This window comes from Streptomyces sp. ISL-66 (genome assembly GCF_018614135.1).
GTDB lineage: Bacteria > Actinomycetota > Actinomycetes > Streptomycetales > Streptomycetaceae > Streptomyces.
The window spans coordinates 1-18312 of record NZ_JAGGOW010000130.1; the positions used below are offsets into that span (position 1 = coordinate 1).

The window sequence follows — 18312 nt, forward strand, 5'->3', positions numbered from 1 at the left end:
CCGGCCTGCATCTGTGTGGTGCGATGCTCTGGCTCCGCAGCATCGCACCACACCCATGATCTGAACTCCAAACAGGACCTAGTGCCGCGTCAGGTCCTCTTGGAGGTTGCGCGGAGGCGGTTGAACTCGGCCACGTGGCGTTTGTGTTCCTCGTAGGTCGCCGAGAAGCGGGTGTCGCCCTGCGTCACGGTGACGAAGAACAGCCAGTCGCCGGGGGTCGGGGCGACGGCGGCCGCCATGGCTTCCAGGCCGGGGTTGTCGATCGGCGTGGGCGGCAGGCCTTGGCGCTCGTACGTGTTGAAGGGGCTGTCGATCTTGGTCTCGCTCAGCTTGGTGTCCACCGTGGAGCGGTTCAACGCGTAGTTGATGGTGGAGTCCATCTGGAGCGGCATCGACTTCGCCAGCCGGTTGTGCACCACGCGGGCCACTTTGCCCATGTCCGCCCGGGTGTGGGCCTCCGCCTCGATGATGCTGGCGAGGGTGGCCGTCTGGTACGGGGTCATCCCGTGGACCTTGCCGCCGTCCGAGACGGCTTTGGTCGCGAGCTTCTTGTTGGCCGTCTCGACCATGTACGTGAGCAGCGTGGCCGGAGTGGACTCGGATGTCACCGGATACGTGGCCGGGAAGAGGTATCCCTCCGGATTGCCCTTGGCCTCCGCGGGCAGGGGCAGTGCGGCCGTCGCGGCGGCCGCCTTGGTGGAGCCGGCGGGGACGTTGAGCTCGCGATCGATGGCGGCGTAGACCTGCGGGGCCCGCCAGCCCTCGGGGATCAGCAACTGGCGCGGCTTCTCGGGCGCCGCTTCCTTACCGGGCAGCAGCGGGATCAGGACGGCTGCCCCGAGCCCGAGGAACGTGCCGAGGAAGAGCGCCAGCCGACCCCGGCGGGTGAGCCGGGAACGGCGCGGTGACGGCGGCCGGTTCTCTTGGGGCATGCGGGAACGCTAACCCGTGAACCATCCGATTTCCGACATCCGACCCGCGTGCCGGTCATACGATCACACATTCACCGGGGTCGGCTCGGCCCCGCACAGCTTCTCCGGCTTGAAGGTCCCCACCTTGAGGTTCCCCGCCGCGATGCGCTCCGACTCCGGCGCGCCCTCCGCCGTGAGTGCGCCCTGCGGCTTGAGTGCCGTCTCGCGGTCGCGCCGGACGAGAGCGGCGTACCGGCCGTCGGCCGCCAGCAGTTCCTCGTGGGTCCCCCGCTCGGCGATCCGGCCGGCGTCGAGCACCACGATCTGGTCGGCGTCGCGGACGGTGGAGAGCCGGTGGGCGATGGTGATGGTGGTGCGGCCCTGCGAAAGGTTGTCGATGGCACGCTGCACGGCGTGCTCGGTGCGGGTGTCCAGGGCGCTGGTCGCCTCGTCGAGGATCAGCACCGGAGGGTCGCGCAGGATGGTGCGGGCGATGGCCAGGCGCTGCTTCTCACCGCCGGAGAAGCGGTAGCCACGCTCGCCCACCAGGGTGTCGTACCCGTCGGGCAGGGACGCGATGTGCTCGTGGATCTGGGCCGCGCGGGCCGCCTCCACTATCTCCTCGTCGGTGGCGTCCGGCTTGGCGAAGCGCAGGTTGTCGGCGACGGAGGCGTGGAAGAGGTAGGTCTCCTGGGAGACGACGCCTATGGAGCGGGCCAGCGAGTCGAAGTCGAGGTCGCGCACATCGACCCCGTCGAGGGCGACGCGGCCGCCGGTGACGTCGTAGAGCCGGGGGACGAGGTAGCTCAGGGTGCTCTTGCCGGATCCGGTCGGGCCGACCACGGCGAGGGACCCCCCGGCGGGGACGGTGATGTCGATGCCGGTCAGCGTCGGGCCGCTCTTGGTGTCGTACGCGAAGTGGACGTCCTCCAGCCGGACCTCGCCCCGGGCGCGGTCGAGGCGGACGGCGTCCTCGCGCTCGGTGATGTCCACCGGCAGGTCGAGGTACTCGAAGATGCGGGCGAACAGCGCGAGGGAGGTCTGGATCTGGACGCCGGTCGACAGCAGGCTCACGGCGGGCCGGAACAGGCCCTGCTGGAGGGTGACGAAGGCGACCAGGGTGCCGACCGAGAGCGAGGGCGCACCGGTCTGCAGGGCGATGCCGGCGGCCCAGTAGATGAGCGCGGGCATGGCGGCCATGACGATGCCGATGGTGGACATCCGCCAGCGCCCGGCCATGCTGGAGCGCACCTCGAGGTCGACGAGCTTCTCGGACTCCTCGGCGAAGGAGGTGGTGAGCGAATCGGCGCGGCCCATCGTGCGGCCGAGCAGGATGCCACTGACCGACAGGGACTCGGTGACCGTCGCGGCCATCGTGGCCATCTGCTTCTGCCGCTGCGCGGTGATCTTCTTGCGCTCGCTGCCGACGCGGCGGCTGATCCACACGAAGACGGGCAGCAGGAGCAGCGAGACGAGCGTGAGCCGCCAGTCGAGCGCGAGCATCGCGACGACGGAGGCGATGACGGCCGTCGCGTTCGAGACGAGGGAGGTGGCCGTGGAGGTGACCGTCGCCTGCATGCCGCCGATGTCATTGGCGATGCGGGACTGCACCTCGCCGGTCCGCGTCCGGGTGAAGAAGGCCAGCGGCATCCGCTGGAGCTGTGCGTAGACGGCGGCGCGCAGATCGTGCATGACGCGCTGGCCGACGGTCGTGGATATCAGGGTCTGGAGCACGCCGAAGATGCTGGTGACGACCGCGGTGGCGATCATGCCGAGGGCGAGCAGGCTGAGCAGCCCGGTGCGGCCCTGCGGGATCGCGACGTCGAGGATCGCCTTGAGCAGGAACGGCGAGGCGACGCCGACCAGCGAGGAGGCGGCCACCAGCACGCCGACGACGGCGAGGCGGCCGCGGTAGGGCCGGAAGAGGCCCACGATGCGGCGCAGCTCGCGCGGCCGCTCAGCGGGGCTGGGACCGCTCGGGTCGAGGGATTCTTTCGACGGGGTCCACTCGGGTTCCTTGGGGCGCATGGGCCTCCTTCATAACAGATGACGAGACTCACCCGAGCATAGCTCATTGTTACCTATACTCACAATGAATGTCGTCCTGATACTGTTCCCATTATGAGGACCGCAGCATGAGCACCGCTTCCGAGACCGACACCCCCGACACCACGGACAGCGTTCTCGCCGAGCAGCTGCTCCGCCTGACCCGGCGGCTCCACCGCATCCAGAAGCGCCATCTCGAGCCGCTCGGGATCACGCCCGCCCAGTCCCGGCTGCTGCGCACGGTCGCGCACCTCGCCACCGGGCAGCCGCCCCGGATGGCGGATCTGGCCGCACGCCTGGAGGTCGTCCCCCGCGCCGTCACCACGCTGGTCGACGGCCTGGAATCCGCCGACTGCGTGCGCCGCGTGCCCGACCCGGCGAACCGGCGCGTCATAAGGATCGAGCTCACCGACACCGGCCGCGCCACGCTGCGCCGCCTGCGCAACGCGCGAACCGATGCCGCGGAGGAGATCCTTGCTCCATTGACCGCCGATCAGCGCGAAGTGCTCGGCGGCCTGCTGAACGCCCTGGCGGACGCCCCGCCGGAGCTGCACTGCTGACCGGGCGACGGGCCGGCCGAGAGACAGCCGCGACTGCGCCGAACGAGTGAGTCGAGCGAGTTGAGGGGTTGCCATGCCGCTGCTGGAACCGAAGCCGGGGGCCCTGCGCCCGCGCAGCATCAGCGGCCCCGCCCCCGACCGGGTGCCCGACCGTCGGGCCACCGGAACGCCCGAGGCGCTGCGCCGCGAGCTGACCGAGCTGCTGGGCGCCGACAAGGTGCTCTGGAAGATCTCCGACCTGGTCCGGTACGCCTCGGACGCCTCCCCCTACCGGTTCGTGCCGCAGGTCGTCGTGGTCGCCGAGGACATCGACGACGTCTCCGCCGTCCTCTCCTACGCCCACGGCAAGCAGCGCGAGGTGGTCTTCCGCGCCGCCGGCACCTCGCTCAACGGCCAGGCCCAGGGCGAGGACATCCTGGTCGACGTCCGCCGCCACTGGGCCGGCGTCGAGGTCCTGGACGGGGGCCTGCGCGCCCGGATCCAGCCCGGCACCACAGTCCTGCGGGCCAATGCCGCCCTAGCCCGCCACGGCCGCGTCCTCGGCCCCGACCCGGCCAGCGCCATCGCGTGCACCCTCGGCGGAGTCGTCGCGAACAACGCCTCCGGCATGACGGCGGGGACCACGCGGAACTCGTACCGCACCCTGGCCTCCCTCACCTTCGTCCTGCCGAGCGGGACCGTCGTGGACACCGCCGACCCGCGCGCCGACGAGGAGCTGGCGCACGCCGAGCCCGCGCTGTGCCACGGCCTGATGGAGATCAAGAAGGAGATCGAGGCCGACCCGCGGCTCGTCGCCCGCATCCGGGCCAAGTACGAGATCAAGAACACCACCGGCTACCGCCTCGACTCCTACCTCGACGGCGCCACTCCCGTCGAGATCCTGCGCGGGCTCATGGTCGGCTCCGAAGGCACCCTGGGCTTCATTTCCGAGGTCGTCTTCGACACCCTGCCGCTGGACCGCGAACTCACCAGCGCCCTGCTCTTCTTCCCCTCGCTGCCCGCCGCGGCCGCCGCCGTGCCGCTCTTCAACCGTGCCGGCGCCCTGGCCGTCGAGCTGATGGACGGCAACACCCTGCGCGCCTCGGTGGCCGTCGAGGGCGTGCCAGCCGACTGGGCGGAGCTGCCCAAGGACACCACCGCCCTGCTGGTCGAGTTCCGCGCCCCCGACGAGGCGGGCCGCGCGCGGTACGAGCGGCGCGCCGCCGAGGTGCTGGCCGGACTGGACCTGGTCGCGCCCGTTGCCTCGGTGACCAACGCCTTCACCCACGACGCGAAGACCATCTCCGGGTACTGGAAGGCCCGCAAGGCCTTCGTCACCGCCGTCGGCGGGGCCCGCGCCTGGGGCACCACCCTGATCACCGAGGACTTCGCCGTTCCTCCCTCCCGGCTGGCCGAGGCCTGCGAGGCCCTGCTCGCACTGCAGGCGGAGCACGGTTTCGACGCCGCCGTCGCGGGCCACGCCGCCCACGGGAACCTGCACTTCCTGCTCGCCTTCGACGCCGCCGAGCCCGCCGACGTCGAGCGGTACGCCGCCTTCATGGACGCCTTCTGCCGGCTCACCGTGGAGCGCTTCGACGGCTCCCTGAAGGCCGAGCACTCCACCGGCCGCAACATGGCCCCCTTCCTGGAACTGGAATGGGGTCCCCGGGCCACCGAGATGATGTGGCGCACCAAGCGGGTGCTCGACCCCGATCTGGTGCTCGCCCCCCGGATCCTCCTCGACCGCGACCCGCAGGCGCACTTGCGCGGCCTGAAGACGATTCCGCGGGTGGAGGCCGTGGCCGACCCCTGCATCGAGTGCGGGTTCTGCGAACCGACCTGCCCCAGCAAGGACCTCACGACCACGCCGCGACAGCGGATCGTGCTGCGCCGCGAGATGATGCGCCAGCAGCCGGGCTCGCCCGTCCTCGGCGCTCTGCTCGACTCCTACGGCTACGACGCCGTGGACACCTGCGCCGGCGACTCCACCTGCAAACTCGCCTGCCCCGTCGGCATCGACACCGGCGCCCTCATGAAGGACTTCCGCCACCGCCGGCACAGCGCGCGCGAGGAGCGCACCGCCGCCTCGGCGGCCCGGCGGTTCGGGACGGTCGAAGCGGCCGCCCGGCTGGCCGTGGCCGCCGCCGACAAGATCACCGATGTCGTCGGGGACCGCCTGCTGGAGGCCGTGACGGGGGCCGCGCGCAGGGCCGTAGGACCGGACCTGGTCCCGCGGTGGCTGCCGCAGGTCCCCGGCGCCGCGGCCCGGAGGCTCCCCGCGACCCGGCGGGTGGGCGCCACCGCCGTGTACTACCCGGCCTGCGTCAACCGGATCTTCGGCGGCCCCGACGCCGAGCCCGGCCCCTCCCTCCCGGAGGCCGTCGTCGCGGTGTCCGAGCGGGCCGGGAAACCGGTGTGGATCCCCCGGGACGTGACGGGCACCTGCTGCGCGACCATCTGGCACTCCAAGGGGTACGTCGCAGGAAACCACGTGATGGCCAACCGGATCGTGGCCGCCGCCTGGGGCTGGACGGCCGGTGGGCGGCTGCCGCTCGTGGTCGACGCCTCCTCCTGCACCCTGGGCATCTCGCACGAGGTGGTCCCGTACCTGACCGACGACAACCGGGCGCTCCACGCCGAGCTGCGCATCGTCGATTCCATCGTCTGGGCCGCCGAGGAGCTGCTGCCGCGCCTGGAGATCCGGCGCACGGTCGGCTCGGCGGTGCTCCACCCGACCTGCTCGATGCGGCACTTGGGCGACGAGGCGCAGCTGCGGGCGGTGGCCGAGGCCTGTGCGGACGCAGTGGTCGTCCCGTACGACACGGGGTGCTGCGCCTTCGCGGGCGACCGCGGGATGCTGCACCCGGAACTGACGGAGTCGGCGACGGCCCGGGAGGCGGCCGAGGTGACGGCGCGGGAGTTCGACGCGCACCTGTCGGCGAACCGGATGTGCGAGGTGGGGATGGACCGGGCCACCGGCCGGAACTACTACTCGGCGCTCCTGGAACTGGAGCGCGCCACGCGCCCCTGAGCCCGCGAAACCGGCCGGTGAATGCCTTGGCCAACGGAAAATCGATTGCCCCCGACCGATGCGGAACGCGAACCTTGCACGGTTTGAACCACTCGACCAGTCATGGGGCGTCATGCAGATCAGCGATCTTCCGTATCCGGACCCAGGGGTACCCGACGCTCGCTCCGGCCCCCGCTTCCTCTGGTGGCTGGGGCGCGGCCAACTCGGTGGACAGGCCAAAAGCCTGAGCTGGGGAATGCTCCACTTCTGCGGCGTGGCCGGCCTGCCGTACGCGGTCGGCCTCGGCGTCGACGCCGTCGTCGACCGCGACGGGACCCGGCTGCTGTGGGTGGGCGGCCTGATCGCGCTGCTCGGCGTCGCGATCTCGCTCGGTGACGCGATGCTGCACCGGACGGCCGTCACCAACTGGATCACCGCCGCCGCACGGGTCCAGCAGCTGCTCGCCCGCAAGACCGCCGAGCTGGGCGCCGCCCTCACCCGGCGGGTCGCCGCGGGCGAAGTGGTGGCGGTCAGCACGGGCGACGTGGAGAAGATCGGATGGTTCGTCGAAGCGGTCTCCCGCTTCCTGGCGGCCGCCCTCACCCTCGTCATCGGATGCGTCGCCCTGCTCTTCTACGCCCCCGCCATCGGCGTGGTCGTGGCCATCGGCATGCCGGTGCTCGCCCTGGCCGTCCTGCCGCTACTGCCGCGCGCCACCCAACGCGCCGACGTCCAGCGGGAGAAGGCGGGCAAGGCCACCGAGCTGGCCTCCGACACGGTGGCGGGACTGCGCGTGCTGCGCGGCATCGGCGGCGAGGAGCTGTTCCTCAGCCGCTACCGCGAGGCCTCGCAGGAAGTCCGCAAGGCGGCGGTGCGCAGTGCCCGGATGTGGGCCCTGATTTCCGCGATCCAGGTGCTGCTGCCGGGCGTGCTGCTGATCACGGTGGTCTGGTACGGGTCGGCGCTCGTGCTGGACGACCGGCTCGCGGTCGGTGAACTCGTCGCGGCCTTCAGCGCGGTGGCGACCATGCTCTACCCCTTGAGGCACTTCGAAGAGATCGCGATGGCCTACTCCTTCTCGCGTCCCTCCGCCAAGCGGGCCGCCCGGGTGCTGTCGCTGAGCCGCACGGACGCCGAGGCGGCCGCCGCCGAGGCCGCGGCGAGCGGGGACGCGGACCGGGCGGTCGTCGCGGATGCTTCGCGCGCGCCCGCTCCGGGCGGTGACCTGTACGACCCGGAGACCGGCCTGCTGGCCGCGTCGGGCCGGTTCACCGCCGTGGTGTGCGGCGACCCCGACCTGGCGGGACGGCTCGCCGAACGCCTCGGCGGCCATCCGATGGACGACGGTGCCGGGCCCTGCGTACTGCTGGGCGGGGTCGCGCTGGACGGGCTCGCGCTGGACACCGCGCGCACGCTGGTCCTGGTACAGGACAAGGATCCGGTGCTGCTGTCGGGGACGCTGCGCGAGCTGTTCGACGTACCGGCCTCCGGGATGGTCACGCCGTCGGCGGCGCTGGAGGCGGCCCAGTGCGCGGACGTGCTGGACGCGCTGCTGCAGTCCGCTCCGGACGGGGTGAGCGACCCGATGGACTCCCGGATCACCGAGCGCGGGCGGTCGCTGTCCGGCGGGCAGCGCCAGCGGCTCGCGCTGGCGCGGTCGCTGGTCACCGACCCGGAGGTGCTGGTGCTGGACGAGCCGACCTCGGCGGTCGACTCGCACACCGAGGCGCGGATCGCGGACGGGATCGCGCAGCTGCGTGCCGGGCGCACGACGGTGGTACTGGCGTCCTCGCCGCTGCTGCTGGACCGCGCCGACCGGGTCGTACTGATCCACGAGGGCACGGTGGCGGCGAGCGGTACGCACCGCGAGCTGCTGCACGGCGATCCGCGCTACCGCGCGGTCGTCACCCGCGAGACCGAGGACGAACAGCGGCTCTCGCACAGGCAAACCGGACGGACCGAGCCCCTACGGGCCGACTCCGTACTGGGCGACTCCGGACGGACCGAGTCCGTACTCACAGAGATCGAGGAATCCGCATGATCGGCGTGGCGCCGCCGCAATACGATCCGGCGGCCCCCGAAACGGCCGCGACCCTGCCCGTGGGCTCGTCGGCGACCGTACGGGGCTACGTGCGCGGCCTGTTCCGCCGCCACCGGCGGGCCTTCGTGGTGCTCGTGGCGGTCAACACGGTCGCGGTGATCGCCTCCATGGTAGGCCCGTACCTGCTGGGCCAGGTCGTGGACCAGCTCACCGAAGGGGCGCGCGAACTCCACCTGGGGCGCGTGGGACTGCTGTTCGCGCTGGCCCTCGGCGTCCAGACGCTGTTCGTCCGGCTGGTCCGGCTGCGCGGGGCGATGCTCGGCGAGGAGATGCTGGCCGATCTGCGCGAGGACTTCCTCGTGCGGTCGGTGGGCCTGCCGCCGGGCGTGCTGGAACGTGCCGGAACCGGCGACCTGCTGTCGCGGATCACCACCGACATCGACCGGCTGGCCAACGCGATGCGCGAAGCCGTACCGCAGCTGGCCATCGGCGTGGTGTGGGCGAGCCTGCTCTACGGGGCGCTCGCCGTGACCGCGCCGCAGCTGGCGCTGGCCGCGCTGGTGGCGCTGCCCGTACTGGTGATCGGCTGCCGCTGGTACTTCAAGCGGGCGCCCCGGGCCTACCGTTCCGAGGCGGCCGGCTACGCGGCGGTCGCGGCCGTGCTCACCGAGACGGTGGACGCGGGCCGCACCATCGAGGCGCACCGCCTCGGCGGGCGCCGGATCGGGCTGTCGGAACGGCGGATCAAGGAGTGGACGGCCTGGGAGCGGTACACGCTGTTCCTGCGGACGGTCCTCTTCCCGGTCGTCAACGTCACGTACGTGACGATCCTCGGCTCGGTGCTGATGATCGGCGGGTACTGCGTGATCCACGGGTGGATGTCGGTGGGGCAGCTGACCACGGGCGCGCTGCTGGCACAGATGATGGTCGATCCGATCGGGCTGATCCTGCGCTGGTACGACGAACTGCAGATCGCCCAGGTCTCACTGGCCCGGCTGGTGGGCGTACGGGAGATCGAGCCGGACGCGGGGGACGCGGCCGTCTCCCCGGACGGGCGCGACGTCCGCGCGGACCAGGTGCACTTCGGCTACCGCGAGGGCGTCGACGTCCTGCACGAGGTATCGATGACGGTGCCGCCGGGCACCCGGATGGCCCTGGTCGGGCCCTCGGGCGCGGGCAAGTCCACGCTGGGCCGGCTGCTCGCCGGCATCTACGCGCCGAGGACCGGCGAGATCACCCTGGGCGGGGCTCGGCTGTCGAAGATGCCGGCGGAGCGGGTGCGCGAGCACGTGGCCCTGGTCAACCAGGAGCACCACGTGTTCGTGGGTTCGCTGCGCGACAACCTGCGCCTTGCACGCACCGGGGCCTGCGACACCGAGCTGTGGGAGGCCCTCGGGGCGGTCGACGCGGAAGGCTGGGCGCGGGCGCTGGACGCCGGCCTGGACACCGAGGTCGGCTCGGGCGCCGCCGCGCTGACTCCGGCGCAGGCGCAGCAGATCGCGCTGGCCCGTCTGGTGCTGGCCGACCCGCACACGCTGGTGCTGGACGAGGCGACCTCGCTGCTGGACCCGCGCGCGGCGCGGCACCTGGAGCGGTCGCTGGCCCGGGTGCTGGAAGGCCGCACGGTGATCGCGATCGCGCACCGGCTGCACACCGCGCACGACGCGGACGTGATCGCGGTGGTCGAAGGCGGCCGGATCAGCGAGCTGGGCTCGCACGACGCCCTGGTCGCGGCCGACGGCGCGTACGCGGCCCTGTGGCGCTCCTGGCACGGCTGATCCGTACCGCGGCACGCCGCCGCGCGTCCGGCCCCCGGGCCTACGACGGGGCGCGCGGCTCAGATGAACCCGAGGGCGGAGGCCCCGCCGACGCCGCCGAGCAGCATGAACACCGGCATGAGGACCTTGAGCTCCACCCAGCTGCCGGCGCGGAAGCGCATCATCTTCGGCGGGCCGATCGGGTACCAGCGCTTGCCCGCGATGGGGATGGGCCACAGGACCGGGCAACCGGAGACGGTCAGGGCGTCGCCGATGTCGTGGACCAGGGCGCCGAGCACGATCGGCAGGCCGAGCCACAGGTACTCCTGGCCGGGGCCGGTGAAGAGCCAGCCGGAGCCGTTGCCGGGCTGGTCGAGCACACCGGCCAGTATCCAGGCGCTGGTCGCGCCGAGCAGCCAGACCAGGACGTCGCTGGACATCCGGGCGGCCCGCCACAGCAGGCCTTCGACGGCGAGGACCAGGTGGACGAAGAGGAGGGCGAGCACGCCCCAGCGGTCGGCGGTGACGGCGAGCGCGGAGGAGCCCGCGCCGATCAGGACGGCCCAGACCCACGTGTGGGTCAAGGTGCGGTGACCGCCGGTGCGGCGGGCGTCGCGCGGGGCCCTGGTCGCCTTGTAGACCGCGTAGGAGATCTTGTCCACGACCTCGCACAGTCCCCGGGAGAGCGGACCGAAGGCGCGGGAGATCGTCGCCGACTTGTGGTCGAGGTCGGGAGCGAGGGCCGCTCCGGAGCAGATGAGCGCTCCGACGACCAGGACCGGCCAGGGCATCGGATGCCCGGCGGCGGCCGCCGCCGCACCCACCCCCAGCCAGGCCGCTGCCCCCGACAGTGAGTGCGCCGGACCCATCATGGTCGTTCCCCGCCCCGGTTGTGTGCTGGTCGGGCCCCGTTGACGGTGTCGTTCGGGCCTCGTCGACGGCACAGCGTACCGTCGATGATCTTCCTCCCGTCCGCCGGTTCCCTCATCCGGGGGGAAGCCAGGCAAGATGGGGGGTGTGACCCTCATTGATCAGCTCCCGCCGAACGCCGACCCCGATGCCCTCTTCGAGGCTTTCTCCTCGTGGGCGGAGGGCCAGGGCATCACCCTGTACCCGGCTCAGGAGGAGGCGCTGATCGAGGTCGTCTCCGGCGCGAACGTGATCCTCTCCACCCCGACCGGCTCCGGCAAGAGCCTGGTCGCGGCCGGCGCGCACTTCACGGCGCTGGCCCAGGACAAGGTCACCTTCTACACCGCCCCGATCAAGGCGCTGGTCTCGGAGAAGTTCTTCGACCTGTGCAAGCTCTTCGGCACCGAGAACGTCGGCATGCTGACCGGCGACGCCTCCGTGAACGCGGACGCCCCGGTGATCTGCTGCACCGCCGAGGTGCTGGCCTCGATCGCGCTGCGCGACGGCAAGTACGCCGACATCGGCCAGGTCGTGATGGACGAGTTCCACTTCTACGCGGAGTCGGACCGCGGCTGGGCCTGGCAGATCCCGATCCTGGAGCTTCCGCAGGCGCAGTTCGTCCTGATGTCCGCGACCCTCGGCGACATGAAGCGGTTCGAGGAGGACCTGACCCGGCGCACCGGACGGCCCACCTCGATGGTCCGCTCCGCGACGCGGCCCGTCCCGCTGTCGTACGAGTACGTCACGACGCCGATCACCGACACCATCACCGAGCTGCTGGAGACCCGCCAGTCGCCGGTCTACATCGTGCACTTCACTCAGGCCCAGGCGGTCGAGCGGGCGCAGTCGCTGATGAGCATCAACATGTGTACCCGCGAAGAGAAGGACAAGATCGCCGAGCTGATCGGCAACTTCCGCTTCACCACCAAGTTCGGCCAGAACCTCTCCCGTTACGTCCGCCACGGCATCGGCGTGCACCACGCGGGCATGCTGCCCAAGTACCGCCGCCTGGTGGAGAAGCTGGCCCAGGCCGGTCTGCTGAAGGTCATCTGCGGCACCGACACCCTCGGCGTCGGCGTCAACGTGCCGATCCGCACGGTGCTGTTCACGGCACTCACCAAGTACGACGGCACTCGCGTCCGCACGCTGCGCGCCCGCGAGTTCCACCAGATCGCCGGCCGCGCCGGCCGGGCCGGCTTCGACACGGCCGGCTATGTGGTGGCCCAGGCGCCCGAGCACGTCATCGAGAACGAGAAGGCCCTGGCGAAGGCGGGCGACGACCCGAAGAAGCGCCGCAAGGTGGTCCGCAAGAAGGCCCCCGAAGGCTTCGTGGCCTGGTCGGACACCACCTTCGAGAAGCTCATCGCCGCCGACCCGGAGCCGCTGACCTCGCGCTTCAAGGTCACCAACATCATGCTCCTGTCGGTCATCGCGCGGCCCGGCGACGCCTTCCAGGCGATGCGCCACCTGCTGGAGGACAACCACGAGCCGCGCAAGGCCCAGCTGCGGCACATCCGCCGGGCCCTCGCCATCTACCGCTCGCTGCTGGACGGCGGGGTCATCGAGAAGCTCGACACCCCCGACGCCGAGGGCCGCTCGATCCGCCTGACAGTCGACCTGCAGCAGGACTTCGCGCTGAACCAGCCGCTGTCCACCTTCGCGCTGGCCTCCTTCGACCTGCTCGACCCGGAGTCCCCCTCCTACGCACTGGACATGGTCTCGGTCGTCGAGTCCACGCTGGACGACCCGCGCCAGATCCTGGCCGCCCAGCAGAACAAGGAACGCGGCATGGCCGTGGGCGCGATGAAGGCCGACGGGATCGAGTACGAGGAGCGGATGGAGCGGCTCCAGGAGATCACCTATCCCAAGCCCCTCGAAGAGCTCCTCCTGCACGCCTACGACGTGTACAGCAAGAGCCACCCGTGGGTCCGCGACCACCCGGTCTCCCCGAAGTCGATCATCCGCGACATGTACGAACGCGCGATGACCTTCACCGAGTTCACCTCGTACTACGAACTCGCCCGTACCGAGGGCATCGTGCTCCGCTATCTGGCGAGCGCGTTCAAGGCGCTGGACCACACCATCCCCGACGACCTCAAGTCCGAGGACCTCCAGGACCTGATCGCCTGGCTCGGCGAGCTCGTCCGCCAAGTCGACTCCAGCCTGCTCGACGAGTGGGAGCAGCTGGCGAACCCGGAGGTGGAGACGGCGGAGCAGGCCCAGGAGAAGGCCGACCAGGTCAAGCCGGTCACGGCGAACTCCCGCGCCTTCCGCGTCCTGGTCCGCAACGCCATGTTCCGCCGGGTGGAGCTGGCCGCCCTGGACCACGTCAACGTGCTGGGCGAGCTGGACGGCGACGCCGGCTGGGACGCGGACGCCTGGGGCGACGCCCTGGACGGCTACTGGGACGAGTACGACGACCTGGGCACCGGCCCGGACGCGCGCGGCCCCAAGCTGCTCCAGATCGAGGAGGACCCGGCGCACGGCCTGTGGCGCGTCCGCCAGACCTTCGCCGACCCCAACGGCGACCATGGCTGGGGCATCAGCGCCGAGGTCGACCTCGCGGCCTCCGACGAGGAGGGCCGGGCCGTCATCCGCGTCACCTCGGTCGGCGAGCTGGGCCAGCTCTGACCCCCACCCGCAACCCACCGGCGCCGGCACGGCCGCCGGGCCCGACAGTGGAGACCCTCTGATGACGAACCCCGCCGAGAGGCTGGTCGACCTGCTCGATCTGGAGCAGATCGAGGTCAACATCTTCCGGGGCGCGAGCCCCCAGGAGTCCCTCCAGCGCGTCTTCGGCGGCCAGGTCGCCGGCCAGGCGCTGGTGGCGGCCGGCCGCACCACCGAGAGCGACCGCCCCGTCCACTCGCTCCACGCGTACTTCCTGCGTCCCGGTATCCCCGGCGTGCCGATCGTGTACCAGGTGGAGCGGGTGCGCGACGGGCGCTCCTTCACCACGCGCCGGGTCACCGCGGTCCAGCAGGGCAAGACCATCTTCAACCTGACCGCCTCCTTCCATCACCCGGAGGAGGGCAGCATCGAGCACCAGCTGCCTCCTCGCCTCGACTTCCCGCACCCGGACACGCTGCCGAAGGTCGTGGACGAGATCCGCGAGCACCTCGGCGCGCTGCCCGAGGCGCTGGAGCGGATGGCCCGCCGCCAGCCCTTCGACATCCGGTACGTGGACCGGCTCCGGTGGACTCCCGAGGAGCTCAAGGACGCCGATCCGCGCAGCGCGGTGTGGATGCGCGCCGTCGGCCCGCTGGGCGACGACCCGCTCGTGCACACCTGCGCCCTCACCTACGCCAGTGACATGACCCTCCTCGACGCCGTGCGCATCCCCGTGGAACCCCTGTGGGGCATGCGCGGTTTCGACATGGCCTCGCTCGACCACGCCATGTGGTTCCACCGGCCGTTCCGGGCCGACGAGTGGTTCCTGTACGACCAGGAGTCGCCCATCGCGCACGGCGGCCGGGGGCTGGCCCGCGGCCGGATCTACGACCTGGAGGGCAGGCTGCTGGTGTCGGTGGTCCAGGAGGGCCTCTTCCGCCCGTACGGCGCCAAGGCCTTCACGCCGGCCGTCTCCCCCCAGTAGCCCGACCTCCGTCCCGAAGAATGAGTGCGCCCATGCCCACCCCGGCCCTGCCCTGCCCTGCCCTTGCGGGCTGCCCGCCGCCTATCCGGAGTGCTGCGGCCGCTTTCACTCCGGTGAGCGGCAGGCACCCACCGCCGAGCTGCTGATGCGGTCGCGCTTCAGTGCCTTCGCCGTCGGCGACACCGCCTACCTGCTGCGCTCCTGGCACCCTTCGACGCGGCCGGACCTGCTCGACCTCGACCCCCGCCAGCGCTGGGAGCGGCTGGAGATCCTGGCCACCGAGCGCGGCGGGATGTTCGAGACGGAGGGCTCGGTGGAGTTCCGTGCGCACTACCGCGAGGGCCGGCACACCGGCTCGCTGCACGAGCACAGCAGCTTTTCCCGCGAGGCCGGGGCATGGGTCTACGTCGGCCCCCTCTCCCCCGTCGACTTCGGCTGACCCCGGGCCCCGGTCAGCGCGAAGTCCAGACTGGTGCGGTACCAGGCGATCTCGTCCGGCGGCTCCGCCCGCAGCAACCGCTCGGCCACGGCGGCGGCCGCCGGGACCTGGGGATGTCCGTAGGGAACGGGTGGGGCCAGCGCCGCGAGGAGGATCCGCTCCGCGGGGTCGGGCACGGTCTCGCGCACGTCCCCGTCCGGGAGTACGGAGGCCAGCACGGCCGCCCTCTCCCAAGGGTCGGCGGTTCGTCTCAGCAGCAGCCCGACGTGCCGCTCGCGCCATTTCCGCGGGCGCAGATCGGCCTTGGCCGCCATCAGCTCCCGGTCCGCCGCCGGGGCGCTCCCGCGCAGCATCTCGGGCTTGTCGGCCGCGAAGTCCCGTAGCTCCACGGCCAGATAGAGCCACACCACCGCCCGGTACCGGTTGATCCGGTATCCCACCGGGGTGATGTGCCCGCAGCGCGCGAGCCGGGTGAACCGGCTCGGGCCGACCCCCAGGGCGGCCGCCGTGGCCTCGGCCCCCGCCAGCGTCTCCACCCGCTCGCGCAGGGCGTCCGGGAACCCCTCGGCCGAGCGGACCCGGTCGAGCTCGGTCCGGGTGAAGCGGGCCGACCCGCCCGGCGCCGGCGGACCGGCACGCACGACGCCCAACTGGACGGCGCGGGCGAACTCGCTCCGGCTGAGCCGCAGTTCCGCCGCGGCCTGTCCGCCGCCCACCAGCCCGTCGACCGCTTCCCCGCGACCGGCGGGCGCCTGGTAGGCCAGGGCGCCCATCTGTACCAGCGGTGTCGCCTGCGGCATCCCTGGCATCCGCACCGACTGGGCCGACCGCGCCACGTGCGTCGTCTGCGTCGCCTGCGTCATTTGCGTCATCACACTCTCCCCACCAGAAGTGATTACTGTGTGTGAAGACCGTAACGCAGCGCGACGACACGGCGCAGGGGCTGTGGACAACCCCCATAACCGCAGTTCAGAGCATTCAGCCGCCGGTGATCCGGCGCTCCGCCACACCCAGGTGCTCGCCCACCCGGTTGACCAGCAGGGTCATCTCGTACGCCACGTGACCGATGTCGGCCTCGGCGGCGCTCAGGACGCACAAGCAGCTGCCGGCGCCCGCCGCCATGACGAAGAGGACCCCTTCGTCGTACTCGACCATCGTCTGGCGCACCTCACCCGCCCGGAAGTGCCGCCCCGACCCCTTCGCCAGGCTCTGCAACCCCGCCGCGACGGCCGCCAGGTGCTCCGCGTCCTCCCGCACCAGGCCGGCGCTCGCGCCCGTCACCAGCCCGTCGTTGGACAGCACCACGGCGTGCCGGACCTGTTGGACCCGTCGCGTCAAATCGTCCAGCAGCCAGTCGAGCTGCTTGTCCAGTGCCATATCCAGTCCCTCCCCGTCGACGCGGCCGTCACAGCCGCGCCCCACCCCGTACTCGTGCCGCCAGCCTTCCCCACCAGGGGCTTTCCGGCAAGGAAGATGGACGCATGGTGAAGAAGATGACTCAAGAGGAATGGCGGGCCTTCGTCTCCCACTCCACTCGTACCGGAAAGCTGTCCACCGTCCGTGCGGACGGAAGCCCCCACATCGCTCCCATCTGGTTCGTTCTCGACGGTGATTCCTTCGTGTTCAACACCGGCAAGGACACCGTCAAGGGGCGCAATCTGGCCCGCGACGGCCGCGTCGCGCTCTGCGTGGACGACGACCGGCCCCCGTTCTCCTACGTGATCCTCCAAGGCCGCGCCGAGATCAGCGAGGATCTGGACGAGATGCTTCCCTGGGCGTCCAAGATCGGCCGCCGCTACATGGGAGCGGAACGCGGCGACGCCTTCGGCCGACGCAACGCCGTCCCCGGAGAACTCCTCGTCCGCGTCTCCATCGACAAGGTCATCTCGGCCGCCGGGGTGGCCGACTGAGGGCCGCGACCACACGGAACTCCATTCGTCCGCAGGCCGGTTCACACCGAATCGGCCTGCGGCTCCACCGAGTCCAGGAGCCGGGCCGTGTGCACCCGCCCCGCGTACTCCACCAGCCGGATCAGCACTTCCTTGCCCGAATCCTTGTCGCGCGCGTCGCACAGCAGCACCGGCGTCCCCGGGTCCAGGTCCAGCGCCCGCGCCACCTCGTTCGAGGCGTGACGGCGGGCGTTCGCGAAGCAGTTGACGGCAACCACGAACGGAATCCGCCGGTGCTCGAAATAATCCACCGCCGGAAAGCAGTCCTCCAGCCTGCGGGTGTCGGCGAGCACCACCGCGCCCAGCGCCCCCTGCGACAGCTCGTCCCACAAGAACCAGAACCGGTCCTGCCCCGGCGTCCCGAACAGGTACAGGGACAACCCCGACCGGATGGTGATCCGCCCGAAGTCCATGGCCACGGTCGTCGTCGTCTTCTGGTCGACCCCGCCCGTGTCGTCGACCAGCTCGCCCGCCTCGCTGAGCAGCTCCTCCGTCCGCAGCGGCCGGATCTCGCTGAGCGAGCCGACCAGGGTGGTCTTGCCCACGCCGAATCCGCCCGCCACGAGGATCTTCAGCGCGAGTGCGGCCAGTTCGCCGTTTCCTTCTCCGCTTCCGTCTCCGTTTCCATTTCCGCTCGCGTCCGCGGCGCCACCCGGGGCCGAGGCCGCGGCCGCAGCCGGCCCGCCCGGCCTCCCGGAACCGGCGGTCCCCTCGTCGTCCAGTCCCATCACAGCGCTCGCAATCCCTCGATGACTTCACGCAGAATCCGCTCGTCCGGCAGTTGCGCGGGCGGCACCGGCCGGCTGACTTTGACGTGCCCGGCCTCCAACAGGTCCCCGAGCAGCACCCGCACCACGCCCACGGGCAGGTCCGCGTCCGCCGCGAGCTCGGCCACCGACTGGGTCTCGTCCCGGCACAGGCCGAGCAGCGCCCGGTGTTCCGGACCGAGCAGCGATTCGGCCGCCTCGTCCGTCCCCGCCGGATCGACGACCACCAGCGCGATCAGGTCGAACCGGACGCCGTGGGGTCCCGGTTTCGTGCGCCCGCCGGTCATGGCGTACGGACGGACGAGCGGGCCCGCGTCGGCGTCGTACCACTGGTCGTTCATGCTCAGGA

15 protein-coding genes are annotated in these 18312 nt (G+C 71.5%); 8 read left to right on the plus strand and 7 right to left on the minus strand.

The window, feature by feature from the left end; all coding sequences use genetic code 11:
* Positions 1–89: 89 nt before the first annotated feature.
* Positions 90–932, minus strand: coding sequence for an endolytic transglycosylase MltG (gene mltG, locus J7E97_RS24380; protein WP_215031074.1), 843 nt, complete (start codon positions 930–932; stop codon positions 90–92).
* 63 nt (positions 933–995) lie between these two features.
* Entirely contained in the window at positions 996–2939 is a 1944-nt protein-coding gene (locus J7E97_RS24385) for an ABC transporter ATP-binding protein (protein WP_251055071.1), read from the minus strand.
* Between the two features lie 107 nt (positions 2940–3046).
* Here J7E97_RS24385 and J7E97_RS24390 point away from each other — a divergent pair, with 107 nt between their 5' ends.
* The 4 genes from J7E97_RS24390 to J7E97_RS24405 all read left to right on the plus strand — a co-directional run bounded on the left by J7E97_RS24390 (position 3047) and on the right by J7E97_RS24405 (position 10325).
* On the plus strand, positions 3047–3517 hold the full coding sequence (locus J7E97_RS24390; RefSeq protein ID WP_215031077.1) for a MarR family winged helix-turn-helix transcriptional regulator: 471 nt from the start codon (positions 3047–3049) through the stop codon (positions 3515–3517).
* Between the two features lie 73 nt (positions 3518–3590).
* Positions 3591–6527, plus strand: coding sequence for an FAD-binding and (Fe-S)-binding domain-containing protein (locus J7E97_RS24395; RefSeq protein ID WP_215031081.1), 2937 nt, complete (start codon positions 3591–3593; stop codon positions 6525–6527).
* A 112-nt stretch (positions 6528–6639) separates the two neighbouring features.
* The gene (locus J7E97_RS24400) at positions 6640–8547 is read left to right on the plus strand and encodes an ABC transporter ATP-binding protein (RefSeq protein WP_215031084.1); all 1908 of its coding nucleotides are present in this window, start codon (positions 6640–6642) and stop codon (positions 8545–8547) included.
* Complete coding sequence (locus J7E97_RS24405; RefSeq protein ID WP_215031087.1) at positions 8544–10325, plus strand: ABC transporter ATP-binding protein; 1782 nt, start codon at positions 8544–8546, stop codon at positions 10323–10325. Before J7E97_RS24400 ends, J7E97_RS24405 begins: the two co-directional genes overlap by 4 nt.
* A gap of 59 nt (positions 10326–10384) precedes the next feature.
* On the opposite strand, the gene J7E97_RS24410 is transcribed toward J7E97_RS24405, so the two are convergent.
* The gene (locus tag J7E97_RS24410) at positions 10385–11176 is read right to left on the minus strand and encodes a metal-dependent hydrolase (RefSeq protein ID WP_215031090.1); all 792 of its coding nucleotides are present in this window, start codon (positions 11174–11176) and stop codon (positions 10385–10387) included.
* A 145-nt stretch (positions 11177–11321) separates the two neighbouring features.
* Here J7E97_RS24410 and J7E97_RS24415 point away from each other — a divergent pair, with 145 nt between their 5' ends.
* The 3 genes from J7E97_RS24415 to J7E97_RS24425 all read left to right on the plus strand — a co-directional run bounded on the left by J7E97_RS24415 (position 11322) and on the right by J7E97_RS24425 (position 15247).
* Complete coding sequence (locus tag J7E97_RS24415; RefSeq protein WP_215031093.1) at positions 11322–13844, plus strand: RNA helicase; 2523 nt, start codon at positions 11322–11324, stop codon at positions 13842–13844.
* Positions 13845–13905: 61 nt separating this feature from the next.
* Positions 13906–14808: an acyl-CoA thioesterase II gene (locus J7E97_RS24420; RefSeq protein ID WP_215031095.1), complete on the plus strand. Its 903-nt coding sequence runs from the start codon at positions 13906–13908 to the stop codon at positions 14806–14808.
* Positions 14809–14860: 52 nt separating this feature from the next.
* A complete protein-coding gene (locus J7E97_RS24425) occupies positions 14861–15247 on the plus strand; it encodes a YchJ family protein (RefSeq protein WP_215031128.1) in 387 nt (128 codons plus the stop codon).
* On the opposite strand, the gene J7E97_RS24430 is transcribed toward J7E97_RS24425, so the two are convergent.
* Both J7E97_RS24430 and J7E97_RS24435 read right to left on the minus strand, forming a co-directional pair.
* On the minus strand, positions 15211–16119 hold the full coding sequence (locus tag J7E97_RS24430) for a DUF6397 family protein (protein WP_215031097.1): 909 nt from the start codon (positions 16117–16119) through the stop codon (positions 15211–15213). The two genes, J7E97_RS24425 and J7E97_RS24430, sit on opposite strands and share 37 nt — an antisense overlap.
* A 106-nt stretch (positions 16120–16225) precedes the next feature.
* A complete protein-coding gene (locus J7E97_RS24435) occupies positions 16226–16624 on the minus strand; it encodes a roadblock/LC7 domain-containing protein (RefSeq protein ID WP_215031099.1) in 399 nt (132 codons plus the stop codon).
* A gap of 104 nt (positions 16625–16728) precedes the next feature.
* Here J7E97_RS24435 and J7E97_RS24440 point away from each other — a divergent pair, with 104 nt between their 5' ends.
* Complete coding sequence (locus J7E97_RS24440) at positions 16729–17157, plus strand: PPOX class F420-dependent oxidoreductase (RefSeq protein ID WP_215031101.1); 429 nt, start codon at positions 16729–16731, stop codon at positions 17155–17157.
* Positions 17158–17198: 41 nt separating this feature from the next.
* Here the strand turns inward: J7E97_RS24440 and J7E97_RS24445 are convergent, their stop codons facing one another.
* Positions 17199–17924 (minus strand): ATP/GTP-binding protein, encoded by a 726-nt coding sequence (locus J7E97_RS24445; RefSeq protein WP_308346784.1) that lies wholly within the window; start codon positions 17922–17924, stop codon positions 17199–17201.
* A complete protein-coding gene (locus tag J7E97_RS24450) occupies positions 17924–18304 on the minus strand; it encodes a DUF742 domain-containing protein (RefSeq protein ID WP_215031103.1) in 381 nt (126 codons plus the stop codon). The genes J7E97_RS24445 and J7E97_RS24450 overlap by 1 nt, the downstream gene beginning before the upstream one ends.
* Positions 18305–18312 lie beyond the last annotated feature (8 nt).